Source organism: Virgisporangium ochraceum (assembly GCF_016863655.1).
Lineage (GTDB): Bacteria > Actinomycetota > Actinomycetes > Mycobacteriales > Micromonosporaceae > Virgisporangium > Virgisporangium ochraceum.
Genome location: NZ_BOPH01000010.1, coordinates 20,951 through 33,096, shown reverse-complemented (window position 1 = coordinate 33,096; position 12,146 = coordinate 20,951). Strand labels below are relative to the sequence as shown.

At 72.8% G+C, this 12,146-nt stretch carries 13 protein-coding genes; 1 reads left to right on the top strand and 12 read right to left on the bottom strand.

Annotated features, from left to right (window positions below; genetic code table 11):
* Positions 1 to 175: 175 nt before the first annotated feature.
* The 12 genes from Voc01_RS03690 to Voc01_RS03635 form a co-directional block, all read right to left on the bottom strand.
* Complete coding sequence (locus Voc01_RS03690; protein ID WP_203925815.1) at positions 176 to 877, bottom strand: phosphotransferase; 702 nt, start codon at positions 875 to 877, stop codon at positions 176 to 178.
* A gap of 32 nt (positions 878 to 909) precedes the next feature.
* A complete protein-coding gene (locus Voc01_RS03685) occupies positions 910 to 1,896 on the bottom strand; it encodes an NAD-dependent epimerase/dehydratase family protein (protein WP_203925814.1) in 987 nt (328 codons plus the stop codon).
* 11 nt (positions 1,897 to 1,907) lie between these two features.
* Entirely contained in the window at positions 1,908 to 2,528 is a 621-nt protein-coding gene (locus Voc01_RS03680; protein ID WP_203925813.1) for an L-threonylcarbamoyladenylate synthase, read from the bottom strand.
* Between the two features lie 35 nt (positions 2,529 to 2,563).
* On the bottom strand, positions 2,564 to 2,797 hold the full coding sequence (locus Voc01_RS03675) for a hypothetical protein (RefSeq protein WP_203925812.1): 234 nt from the start codon (positions 2,795 to 2,797) through the stop codon (positions 2,564 to 2,566).
* A gap of 82 nt (positions 2,798 to 2,879) precedes the next feature.
* Positions 2,880 to 3,464: a DinB family protein gene (locus tag Voc01_RS03670; protein ID WP_203925811.1), complete on the bottom strand. Its 585-nt coding sequence runs from the start codon at positions 3,462 to 3,464 to the stop codon at positions 2,880 to 2,882.
* Positions 3,465 to 3,604: 140 nt separating this feature from the next.
* Positions 3,605 to 4,249, bottom strand: coding sequence for a glycerophosphodiester phosphodiesterase (locus Voc01_RS03665; protein WP_203925810.1), 645 nt, complete (start codon positions 4,247 to 4,249; stop codon positions 3,605 to 3,607).
* Positions 4,246 to 5,514: an RNA polymerase sigma factor gene (locus tag Voc01_RS03660; RefSeq protein ID WP_203925899.1), complete on the bottom strand. Its 1,269-nt coding sequence runs from the start codon at positions 5,512 to 5,514 to the stop codon at positions 4,246 to 4,248. Before Voc01_RS03660 ends, Voc01_RS03665 begins: the two co-directional genes overlap by 4 nt.
* The gene (locus Voc01_RS03655; RefSeq protein WP_203925809.1) at positions 5,502 to 5,825 is read right to left on the bottom strand and encodes a YciI family protein; all 324 of its coding nucleotides are present in this window, start codon (positions 5,823 to 5,825) and stop codon (positions 5,502 to 5,504) included. The genes Voc01_RS03660 and Voc01_RS03655 overlap by 13 nt, the downstream gene beginning before the upstream one ends.
* A gap of 1 nt (position 5,826) precedes the next feature.
* Positions 5,827 to 6,207, bottom strand: a complete 381-nt coding sequence (locus tag Voc01_RS03650) for a YciI family protein (protein ID WP_203925808.1) — start codon at positions 6,205 to 6,207, stop codon at positions 5,827 to 5,829.
* 118 nt (positions 6,208 to 6,325) lie between these two features.
* Positions 6,326 to 6,766: a nuclear transport factor 2 family protein gene (locus Voc01_RS03645; protein WP_203925807.1), complete on the bottom strand. Its 441-nt coding sequence runs from the start codon at positions 6,764 to 6,766 to the stop codon at positions 6,326 to 6,328.
* The gene (locus tag Voc01_RS03640) at positions 6,684 to 7,547 is read right to left on the bottom strand and encodes a helix-turn-helix transcriptional regulator (RefSeq protein ID WP_203925806.1); all 864 of its coding nucleotides are present in this window, start codon (positions 7,545 to 7,547) and stop codon (positions 6,684 to 6,686) included. Before Voc01_RS03640 ends, Voc01_RS03645 begins: the two co-directional genes overlap by 83 nt.
* A 63-nt stretch (positions 7,548 to 7,610) precedes the next feature.
* Positions 7,611 to 10,634, bottom strand: a complete 3,024-nt coding sequence (locus Voc01_RS03635) for an AfsR/SARP family transcriptional regulator (RefSeq protein ID WP_203925805.1) — start codon at positions 10,632 to 10,634, stop codon at positions 7,611 to 7,613.
* A gap of 650 nt (positions 10,635 to 11,284) precedes the next feature.
* Between Voc01_RS03635 and Voc01_RS03630 the strand changes: the two genes are divergently transcribed.
* A complete protein-coding gene (locus Voc01_RS03630; protein ID WP_203925804.1) occupies positions 11,285 to 12,103 on the top strand; it encodes an LppU/SCO3897 family protein in 819 nt (272 codons plus the stop codon).
* The last annotated feature ends 43 nt before the right edge of the window (positions 12,104 to 12,146 follow it).

The window sequence follows — 12,146 nt, the reverse complement described above, 5'->3', positions numbered from 1 at the left end:
GTGCGGCGACGACCCACGGGCGCTCGACGTCGTCGGTTCGCTCGTACGTGACGTCGGTGGCACGCCGGCCGTACTCGGCGGGCTCGACCGCGCGTCAGCTCGAGGAGGTCGCGGGCTTCGTGATCGGGTTGGCATTCGCCGGCGTAGATCCGCGCTCGGCGGTCCCGGCCGTCGGCTAAGGCTGTCTCGCGTGCAGGTCCGCGAGGCAGCGCGCGGCGTACTCCGGCTCCGCGACCCAGCAGGTGGCCGCCTCCCACGCCACGCCGGCCGTCACCAGCGCCGCCCGCTCGACCGGTACCGGAACCTCGACATCCTCCGGAACGAACGCGAAGTCGAACCACGACACGTCGACCCGCGCCTCGTCCCAGTCGAGCAGCGTGACCCGCCGCCCGTCGACGAGGACGTTGGCGCCACCCACGTCGCCGTGAACGACGCACTCGTCGCCGTGACCCAGCCGGCCCCACGCGGCCCGCACCGCCGCGACCCCCTCGACCGGCATCGCGTCCAGCCGTACGTCGCCGCCCCGGTCGCCGGTGAGCAGCCGCCCGCTCGACGCGAACCCGGGCCGCTGCGGCCACCCGCGCGTCAGCTCGTGCAGGCGCACGAGTTCGTCGACGACCAGCCGCCAGTCGTCGGCGTCCCGCGGCGGTCGGCCGTCGAGGAACCCGGTGACCAGCACCCCGTCCACATGCGACCGTCCGTCGTCGCTGGGCAGCGGGACCGGCACCGACAGGCCGGCCGCGGCAAGGAACCCGAGCAGCTCGATCTCCCACTCCAGCGCGTCGACCGGCCGGCCGGAGGTGCGCACGACCAGCCGCTGCCCGCCCCGCCGGGCGAGGAACACCCGGTTGCGGTGGCCGCCGGGCAGCGGCTCCACCAGTTCGACGCCGCGCCACGGCGCTACCGGGATCAGGCGACCCGCCAGGCCTCGACGAGCTTGTCCATCACCGCGTCGAGGCGGGTGTCGATGCGCTGGCGGGCCGGGTCGCCGTCGAACCAGTCCACGATCTCGCGGGCGCCGTGCTCGAACGGGATCCGCGCGACGAAGCCCGGCACCACCGAGCGCAGCTTCGAGTTGTCGAACACCATCGAGTGCGCCTTGTCGCCCAGCAGACCGGCACCCCACTCCGGGTCGGCGGCGGCGATCGCGTCGGACGGAACGTGGACGATCCGGGGCGTCGGAGCGCCGGCCGCCGCCGCGAGCGTCTCCACGATCTGGTTCCACGTCAACACGTCGTCGGACGTGATGTGGAAGACGTCGCCGACCGCCCGGGCGTGACCCAGCAGCGGCACGAACCCGGCGGCGAAGTCGAGGTGGTGGGTGAGGGTCCACAGTGACGTCCCGTCGCCGTGGACCACCACCTCCCTGCCCTGTCGCATGCGGGCCATCGCGGTCCAGCCACCGTCGAGCGGCACCAGGGTGCGGTCGTACGTGTGCGACGGGCGCACGATCGTCGCCGGGAAACCGGTGTCGCGGTAGGCGGCCACCAGCAGGTCCTCACACGCGATCTTGTCGCGCGAGTACCGCCAGTACGGGTTGCGCAGCGGCGTCGACTCGACGACCGGAATGCGCGCCGGCGGCGTCTGGTACGCCGAGGCCGAGCTGATGAACACGTACTGCCCGGTCCGCCCGCGGAACAGGTCGATGCCCGTCCGCACGTGCTCGGGCGTGAACGCGATCCAGTCGACCACCGCGTCGAACGTGCGGTCGCCGAGCGCGTCGCGCACCGACGCGGGATCGCGGATGTCCGCGTTCAGCACCGTCGCGCCGGCCGGCAGCGGCCGCGTCGTGGTGCTGCCCCGGTTGAGGACGACGAGGTCGGCGCCGCTCTCGACGGCGACCCGGGCGCAGGCGGAGCTGATGATGCCGGTGCCGCCGATGAAGAGAATCCTCATGGCTGTTCCCCTTACTCGAAGCGTGAAGGGTCGCCGGCGCCGTACCGGAGGATCGCCGGCTCGCCGTCGGAGTAGTCGATGACCGTGGTCGGTTCGGTGCCGCAGTCACCCGAGTCGACCACAGCGTCGAGCTGGTGGTCGAGTGCCTCCTTGATCTCCCAACCCTGCGTCAACGGCTCGGGCTCGTTGGGCAGGAGCAGGGTGCTCGACAGCAGCGGCTCGCCGAGCTCGGTGAGGATCGCCTGGGCGACCACGTGGTCGGGGATGCGTACGCCGACGGTCTTCTTGCGGGGGTGCATCAACCGCCGCGGCACCTCCTTGGTGGCCGGCAGGATGAACGTGTAGCTGCCCGGTGTGGCTGCCTTGATCGCGCGGAACGACGCGTTGTTGATGTGCACGAACTGGCCGAGCTGCGCGAAGTCGCGGCACACCAGCGTGAAGTGGTGACCGGTGTCGAGCTTGCGGATGTCCCGGATGCGGTCGATCGCTTCGCGGTTGCCGAGCCTGCACCCGAACGCGAAGCACGAGTCGGTGGGGTACGCGATCAGCCCGTCACCCCTGATGATCTCCACGATCTGGGCGATCGCCCGCCGCTGCGGGTTGGCCGGATGCACGTCGAAATACTTCGCCACCGTGCCAATTAACCACAGTGACGGCCTGCGTGCTCTCAGCCGCCCTGGCCGCAGGCGCCCAACCACAGGTTGGAGTACCGGTCGTCGGTCGGCCCGTCGAGGAACGCGCCGCCCGGTACCCGGTTCCACCAGCGTCGCCGGTGGCGGGGCTGCTCGGCCGGCGGTTCGGGTTCGGTGTCGTTCTCCGGCGGTTCCGGGTTGTCGTCGTCGGGTGAGGTATTCCCCCTGTCGGCAAAGGTGACCGCGGGCGCGGCGACGTCGGTCTGCATGCCCTAATCGTACAAGTGTTCGAACGCCAAATCGATCACAATCGGGATGAATCACGCACCGGAGTGATGGCCGGACGCAGTGTTATCCGGCCTGCTTGGCGACGTTCTCGAGCCGCTCGTGGTAGGCCCGCCACCAGGCTGCGTCCCGGTCGGGCAGGTTGGAGTTCCGGCTGCTGAGCCCGGTGGTGCCGTCGACGAGCTCGCGCACGAGGTCGGCGTGGCCGCAGTGCCGGTTCGTCTCGGCGATCATGTGCACCAGAACCAACTGCAGGCTGACGTTCTCACGCTCGGGACCCCACCACGGCACGAGACCCGGCGAGTCGAGGTCGAGCGCGTCGATCGTGGCGTCCGAGTGCGCCCACACCCGCTTGTAGAATCCGACGATGTCGTCGCGTGACTCCTCGGCGGTGGCCCAGAAGTCGGCGTTGGTCTCGGCGTCCTCCTCCATCCAGGGCAGGTCCTCGGGGAACGGCCGCTCGAACACGAACCCGAGGTACCCCGACTCGGTGCCGGCGACGTGCTTCACCAGCCCGAGCAGGTTGGTTCCGGTGGGAACCATCGGCCGGCGGATGTCGTACTCGGACAGGCCGTCGAGCTTCCAGAGCAGCGCCTCACGCGCCCGCTGCAGGTAGTACTTCAGTTCGTCCTTCGGGGTCATCGATATCATCGGCACAGCCTAGGCCGAACCCCGCCAGCAGACCGGTGCACGGCTTGGCCGGCGGCGCCGCGGCCCCGTCGATCACGGGTCGCCGAACGGCCGGAGCACCACGCATGGCCGCCTCCCACGCTCAGGGATATCGACCCGCGTCATCGGTCTGTGTCCGACGCGTTCAGAGTTCGTAGCAGCGCCAGGTTCTTGCTGATGACGCCGCTCACGCCGAGCCGCCGCGCGTCAACGAGTTCGGCCTCTGTGTCGACCGGCCACGTCAGCACCGCGGGTGCCGACCCGTGGAGCTCCGCCACCACCGCGGGGGTGAGGAGGTCGCGGCGGACCGAGACCCCGGCGGCCGGGCGGCCCGCCCGCAGGGTGGCACGCAGGCGACCCAGGCCGCGGCGGCTGCCGGCCGACAGCACCAGCCGTGCGTTCCGGTGCCCCGCGAAGTGACGCAGCATCCACCAGTGCTGCGTGCAGATCCACACCGGCGTGTCCGCCGGGAGAACGGTCGCCAGGGCCGGCGCGAGACCCGGGTGGACGCCTTTGAGATCGAGCATGAGCCGACCCGGGTCGGCCCCCGCGAGCAGGTCACGCAGGAGCGGAAGCTCGACGTCGCGGCGGCGGACCAGCACACCTCCGCGGTCCCACAGGTGCCACCGGCCCAGCCACTTGCTGTGGCGCAGCTCAAGCCGGCCCCGGTACCGGTGCACGTCCGCCTCGACCAGGTCGACGCCGGCCCCCAGCGCGTCGCGGAGCCCGGCGGCGCTGTTTCCGAACCGGTGTCCGACGGTGATCACTCCAGCGACTCTATGCGTCGCTGGAGGAACCGCCGTTCGGCGTCGGTGGACGCGAGCGCCAGCGCCTCCCGGTACGCGACCACGGCCTCGGCGGACCGGCCGAGGCGGCGGAGCAGGTCGGCCCGCGTCGCCGGCAGCAGGTGGTAGCTGGGCAGCGCACCGGTACCGGCCAGCCGGTCGATCAGACGGAGGCCGACCTCGGGACCGTCGGCCATGGCGACCGCCACCGCCCGGTTCAGCTCCACCACCGGCGACGGCACCAGCGTGGCCAGCTCCCCGTAGAGGCTCGCGATCCGCGGCCAGTCGGTGTCGGCCGCGTGCGGCGCGGTCGCGTGGAGCGCGGCGATCGCCGCCTGGATCGCGTAGGGACCGCGGTGGCGCGGGACCAGCCGCACGGCCTCGTCGATCGTTGCGCGGTTCCACCGCGAGCGGTCCTGGTCCTCCAGCGTCACCAGGTCGCCGTTGGCGTCGAGCCGGGCCACCCGGCGCGCGTCGTGCAGCAGCATCAGCGCGAGCAGCCCGCGGGCCTCGGGCTCGTCGGGCATCAGCTGGACCAGCACCCGCGCGAGCCGGATCGCCTCGGCCGACAGCGACTGACGGATCAGGTCGGCCCCGGTGCTCGCGGAGTAGCCCTCGTTGAACATCAGGTACAGCACGCCGAGCACGCCGGTGGTGCGCTCGGGCAGCAGGTGCTCCGGCGGCACCCGGTACGGGATGCCGGCGTTGCGGATCTTCCGCTTGGCCCGGACGATCCGCTGCGCCATCGTCTTCTCGTCGACCAGGAACGCCCGCGCGATCTCCGGCGTGGTGAGGCCGGCGAGCGTGCGCAGGGTCAGCGCGACCCGCGCCTCGATCGGCAGGGCCGGATGGCAGCAGGTGAACATGAGCCGCAGCCGGTCGTCGGGCACGGAATCCTCGTCCTCCTCCCGTGCCGGGGCGGCCTCGTCGTTGATCGTCAGGGCAACCGCGCGGACCCGGTTGCTCTCGGCCGCGCGACGGCGGATGCGGTCGACGGCCCGGTTGCGGGCCGCGGTGGTGAGCCACGCCGCGGTACTTCTGGGCACGCCGTCGACCGGCCAGCGGGCGAGCGCCTGGGTGAACGCGTCCTGCGTGCACTCCTCGGCCAGGTCCCAGTCGCCGGTGACGCGGATCAGCGTCGCGACGACGCGTCCCCACTCGTTCCTGAAAGCCGTGTCGACGGCGGCACGCGCGCTGTCGTCGTGCCCGGCGCGGGCGCCGCCGTCGCCCCCCGTTACTCCTCCCAGAACGGCCTCACCTCGATCAGCCCGGCCCGCGCCATCGGATGCAGCGCGGCGATCTCGATCGCCTCGTCGAGGTCACGGCAGTCGAGGACGTCGTAGCCGGCGATCCACTCCTTGGTGTCGGCGAACGGCCCGTCGGTGATCATCCGGCCGTAGTCGCGGATGGTGGTGGCGTCGGAGGGACGGGCGAGGATGTCGCCCTCGACCCGCACGCCCCGCCGCTCGGTCTCCGCGAGCCACTGCTCGATCGTCAGACCGCTCTCGCCCTCGGCCTCCGCACCCGGTTCCACGCCGACCATCATCAGGAACCTCATCTCAGGCCTCCTCGTCGGCGGTGTTCCCGGCAGTGTTCCCGGTGTCGGTGTCGGTGAGGAACGGGCGGATCTCGACCGTCTGGTGGGCGGCAGGGTGCAGCGCCGCCACCTCGATCGCCACGTCGAGGTCGGGTACCTCGATGATCTCGTATCCGCCGATGTGTTCCTTGGTGTCGGCGAACGGCCCGTCGGTGAGCAGCACCTCACCGTTGCGCACCCGCACCGTCACCGCGGTGTGCGGCGGGCGCAGCCGGCCACCCCGGTGCGGGATCCCCCGCTCCTCCAGGGCCTTCTCGTAGGCGATGAACTCCGGATCGGCGAAGATCTGGGAGGGACTGGGCTCCTCCCGCCCGTCGCCGATCATCCACAGCATGTACCGCATCAGTGATCCTCTCGCGCTCCGGTGAGCCTCTCACCCCGAAGACGCGACGCCACCTCCAAATCGACAGCGGCCCCGCGACGAATTTCCCCCCGACGCGGAGCCACTGCCGACGCTCATGTCACCCGGTTGCTCCGGCGAGGTCGTGCGAGTCGTGGTTCACCCAGAACTCGACGATCCGCCCACCCTCGATGCGCACGATGTCGACGCCGGACGAGCGGACCACCGTTCCCGGCGGACCCCACGGGCCCGACACCCGCGTGATGCCGGTGAGCGTCCACCGACCGACGATCAGATGCACCCCGAGCACCGGCCCGACCTGGACCGACAGTTCGAAGTCGACGAACGCCGACCGCACCGCCCCGGCCCACGCGAGCAGGTCGGCGCGGTCGCCGGTGTGCTCGGGCCGGGTGGCCGTGTGCGGGAAGTGCGCGACGAGCGTGGGAGCCAGCAGGTCGTGGTCCGCCCCATGGGTGCCGTTACGCAGTGCCAGCCACTGCGTCCACAGCGACAGCCGGTGGTCGACCGAGGGGGCGGTGACGTGGTTCGTGTTGACCGTCAACGCGGAAGTCCCTTCTGTGTGCTTCAGGCGCCGTTCGACCCATACTCACCCGGCGTGAAGGCACCCTCCTGTCCGCATTTCCGACGTTGTCGCTTTCCGGACGCTCTCCCAGCCGCAGGGGAGCCGTGCCCAGGTCACCGACGTTGAGCCCGGCGAGTGTGGACAGCCGGGGCGCCGCCACCTCGTCGGTGCGGGCGAACTGGCGCACCCGGTCGAGCCGGAACTCGCGGATGCCGCTCCGCAGCCGGCACCACGCCACCAGGTACCAGTGCTCGCCGCCACCGACGAGGCCGATCGGCTCCACCGACCGCGACGTCGGCCGCCCGTTGCGGTCGTCGTACTCGATCGTGACCACCGACCGGCTCCACAGCGCCTCCTCGGCCTCGCGCAGCACCTCGACCGGACCGGCCGCCGGTGTCGACTGCTCGACCAGGCACACCCGCCCGGCCATGGCGCGGGTGGCGGCCAGGTCGTGCGGTGCCATCACGGTGACGAGCTTGTGCAGCGCCGACCGGGCCGCGGCCGCGAACGGCGTGCCGGCCATCGCGCTCAATGCGACCGCGGTCGCGATCGCCTCGCGGGGTGTGATGTTCAGCGGCGGCAACGTGTAGGCGCGGTCGAGCACGTACCCGCCGCGCCGGCCCGGCTCGGCGTAGATCGGCACGTTGGCCTGCTGGAGAGCACCGATGTCGCGGCGGATCGTGCGGATGTCGACCTCGAACTGCTCGGCCAGCCGACGCGCGCTGCGAGACCCCGGCCGGGCCCGCCGCAGCTCTTCCACCAGCGCATATAGACGATCAGTACGGTTCACGAACAAACGCTACCGAGGGGGTATGACAAAAAGTCACACCCGCTCGGCGAGCTGCAGCATGATGTTCGTCAGCATCGGCGTCCGCAGGTCCCGCGGGTCGCTTCGCACCTCGTCGAGCCGTCGCCGGGCGTTGCGCGCGTCGGCGCCCTTGCCCAGTTCGTCGTACGCCCGTGCCAGCATGGTCAGCGTGGTGACCTGCCCGCTCGGGATGTCCATGCGCTCGAACTCGGCCAGGCACCGCTCCAGCCCGCTCGCCGCCGACGCCGGGTCGCCGTCGCCGATCCGGCTCACGGCGAGGTCGCGGTCGACGCTCGTGTGGCCGAGCCGGTCGCCGAGCTCGGCGGCCAGGTCACGGCTCTCCCGCAGCAGCCGGATCGCCTCCGTCCGCCGGCGCAGCCCCGCCGCCGCGGTCGCCAGTTGCCGCAGCGCGGCCAGGTACACGTACCGGTCGCCGCTGGGCCGCAGCAACCGCACCGCCTCGGCCGCGGCCTCGTGCGCCCGCTCCGCGTCACCGCTCAGCAGCTCGCTGACGGCCAGCGAGTTCAGGCACCGCCCGAGCACGACGTCGGCCGCCGCCAGCACGCGGGCCTGCGCCACGGCGCGCCGGTCGACGTCGAGCGCCTCCTCGAAGCGGCCGAGACCGCGCAACGCCGCCGACAGCGGCGGTGCCGCGATCACGGCGCCGAGCGGGTCGTCCGCCTCCGCGAAGTACTCGCGTCCCCGTCGCGCGGCGTCGATCGCCCGCTCGGCGTACTCCTGGTAGCCGTAGAGAATGGCCTGGTCGCTGAGCACGCAGGCCAGCCCGTGCGCGTCGCCGAGCCGCTCGAACCGCGACAGGCTCCGCGCGAACTGCTCGGCCGCCTCCGCGACCTCGCCGCGCACCAGCCGCAGGATCGCGTTGATCAGGTCGGTCCAGGCCTGCCCGCGCCGGTCGCCGGTGCGCGCCGCCGCCCGCCCGGCCGCTGCGAGCACGTCGCGCAGCCGTGACCAGTACCCGCGCACCCACAGGAACGGCGCCAGCCGCTCGGCCAGGGCCAGCACCGACCCGTCGTCGGCGACCTGCAGCACGTGGTCGACGAGCACGTCGAGCTCGGCGTCGAGCCATTCGCCGGGGGTCGCGCGCAGCCGCTCGGAGAGGCCGTCGGGGAGCGGGGCCGGGTCCGCGGTGGTCGCCGTCCGCGACCACGTCACGGTCCGCGGCAGGTGGCGGGAGGCGATATCGGACGCCCACAGCACGGCACCGACGAGCCGGGACCGGGCCGGCGCGCCGCCCGACGGCAGGTCCTCCGCGTACAGGCGGAGGAGGTCGTGCAGCCGGTAGCGCGGCTCCCCGTCCGCGCCCGCCCCGTCGGGTGTGAGGAGGCCCGCCTCCACGAGCTCTTCGACAACGGCGTCGGTGCTGTGCGCGTCACAAAGGATCGAGACCAGCCACGACGCGACGCTGCGCGGGCCGACCGGCCCGAGCGCGGCGAACGCCGCCCGGGCCTGCGGCGACAGCGCGGTGACGCTGAACGCGATGCTCGCCCGGACCTGCTGGTCGCCGACCATGAGCTCGCCCAGCCGGCGCCGCTCGTCGCCGAGCCGTTCGGCCAGCGCCTTCACGGTGAGCCCGCGGGTGGCCAGGCGGGTGCCGGCGATGCGCAGCGCCAGCGGAAGGTTGCCGCAGGCCGTCGCGATGCGGGCCGCGTGCGCCGGCGCCTTCGCGACGCGCTCCGCACCGACCATGTGCGCGAGCAGCGCCTGCGCCTCGGGATCGGTGAGCGGATCGAGGTGGACGTGCCGCGCCTCGACCAGGCCGCCGAGCAGCCGCCGGCTGGTGACCAGCACCGCGCTGCCACCGGTGCCCGGGATCAGCGGACGGATCTGCGCCGGGTCGGCGGCGTCGTCGAGGAGCACCAGGACCCTGCGGTCGGCGAGCTTCGCCCGGTACGCCGCCGACAGGGCGCCCGGATCCTCCGGGATCGCCGGGCCGGGCACACCGAGGCTGCGCAGGATGTCGGCGAGGGCGGCGGTCGGGTCGCGGGGCGCGGCGCTCGCGCCGGCGAGGTTGATGAAGATCTGACCGTCGGGGAACGCGTCGCGGATGCGGTGCGCCGCCACGACCGCGGCCGTGCTCTTGCCGACGCCGGGCTGGCCGGACAGCGTCACCACCGGGACGATCGCCCCCGGCCGCAGCATCGCCGCGATCCGCTCGACCACCTCCTCGCGGCCGACGAACCCGGCCGGCGCCGGCGGCAGCTGGCAGACCGGGAACGCGTTCGTGGGCGCCGGCTCGTCGTCCTCGCCCTTGAGGATCGCCTGGTGCAGCCGTTGCAGCGCGGCGCCGGGCTCGATGCCCAGCTCGGTGACCAGCAGGTCACGGGCGTGCTGGTAGGCGAGCAGGGCGTCGGCCCGCCGGCCGGCCCGGCACAGCGCCCGCATCAGCAGCCCGTGGAGGCGCTCGCGCAGCGGGTGCTCGGCGATGAGCTGGCGCAGCTCGGGCAGCAGGTTGGTCACCGGAAGGCCGGCCGCGAGGTGCGCGTCGGCGCAGTCCTCGGCGGCGTCGAGGCGCTCCAGGTCGCAGTGGGCGATGTCCGACGCGAGCAGCGGGATCGACATGCCGGCGAGCATCGGGCCCTGCCACCGCCCGAGCGCCGTCCGGAACCTGGCGACCGCGCTGCCCTTGTCGTCGCTGCGCGCCGCCGCTTCCCGCGCGGCCGCGACCTCCCGGCGGAACAACGCAAGATCAAGATCTTCATCCGGGACCAGGAGGCGGTACCCGCCGTTGACGTGCTCGATCGTGGTGCGGGTGAGCCGGTCGCGCAGCCGCGAGATGTAGGTCTGCAGGTTCGATGCATAGCTCGACGGCGGGTGGTCGCCCCAGAGCGTCTCCACCAACTGCCCGACGGTGACCACCTGGCCGGCCCGGACGAGCAAAGCGGCCAGAAGGGTACGTTCCAGGCGGCTGCGGATCGGCACCTCGACACCGTCGTCCGAGCGGACGCTCAACGGCCCGAGGACCTGGTACTTCACCGCGTCTCTCCTGTTGTGCATCGACTTGGCGTCGACCCTGCGCATCGACAGGCGTGGAACCTCGGACCGTACTATATCGGCGCCGCCAGCTCCCGTCGATCTTGGAACGCTGAGACGCTGGTCGCCTCTCCCTCCCCATTTTCGCGATCTTGGACAGTTGTGCATCGAAATCGATGTACAGGCGTCCAAGATCTGCGCGATGGGTCGTGTCGGGGCGTTGATCGTTGAACCCCATGTGGCCAGCGTGTGGTGGGCGTGTGGCCGGTCTTCTCAGAATCCCGTGGTTTGCGTGACGGGGCGCGTTACTCAGAATGATCAGGAGGCTACGGATGTCGACACACGGGACGCCGCGGCCGTCGGGCTCGACCTACTACGGGGCGTCATACCGCTCGCCGGGGTCGCCGCCCGCCGGCCAGGACCCGTGGGCCGACGCTGCCCCGCCCCCGGACCCCGGCTGGGGCGGTCAGACAACGGCCGTCGGCGCACCTCCGCCCCCGGACCCCGGCCGCCCCGGGCGGGCCGCGCACGCGGCGCCCCCACGGCCGCGACCGAGCCCGGGCCCCGGTCCGGATCCGACGTACGCGCCGGCACATTCGGCGGCGCCCCCCGAGCCGGGCCACGCACCGACCCACCCGCTGGCAGGCCCCGAGCACGCTTACGCCCCGCGCCCGCGATCGGAGCGCCGGGACGCCGCGATGCCCCGGCCCGAGTGGCAGGATGCCGCGCCACCACGGCCGGACGTCCGGCGGCCCGGCCCGGGCCCGGGCGTCGCCCAGCCCGGTACCGCCCAGCCCGGTACCGCGCCGCCGGCGGGGTACGAGCGGGCCGCGTACGAGCCGGCCGGGTACGAGCGGGCCGCGTACGAGCCGGCCAGGTACGAGGCAGGTGGGGGTTCCGATGCCTTTCCACCCATGGATCCGAACGGGTTCGGCCCCGGGCCGGCGCCGGCCGGCGGGCCCGGAACCGCGCCGACGCCGGGCACCGGGTACGCCGTGCCCGGCCCGGGTGTCGACGCACCCGGCCGGCCTCCGGCGCGGTCGAACCGGGGAGTGCCGATCGTGGTCGGCGTGTTGGCCGTCGTGTTGGTGCTGTGCATCGGGGGTGGCGCGGCGGCCTACTTCTTCTTCGTCGCCGACGGGTCGTCGGGGGATGGCGACCGTCAGGCGGCGGTCGGGTCACCGACCGACATCGGGTCGGCGTCGGCAACGCCGGCCGTAGGAGCGCCGGCGGCCTCGTCGACGCCGACGAAGCAGCCCGGCGGCGGGGGCGAGGAGACGGTCAGCGGCGACCTGTCCGGATACCGCCAGGGCGACTGCCTGACCGTCGACGAGAGCGACGACAACCGGGTCGAGAAGGCGAAGTGCACCGACGCCGGCGCCTACAAGGTGCTGCTCCGCAAGGACGGCACTCTCGACGACTCGGTGTGCGCCAACACCAGAGCAGAGTTCACGTTGTCACAGGACGCATCGGGCACCGCGCGGGACTTCATCCTGTGCGTCGGCCCGGTCAGTTGACCGCTCCGGGGGGAGCCCCTTCCGTGGGCTCGGGCGACGCCGC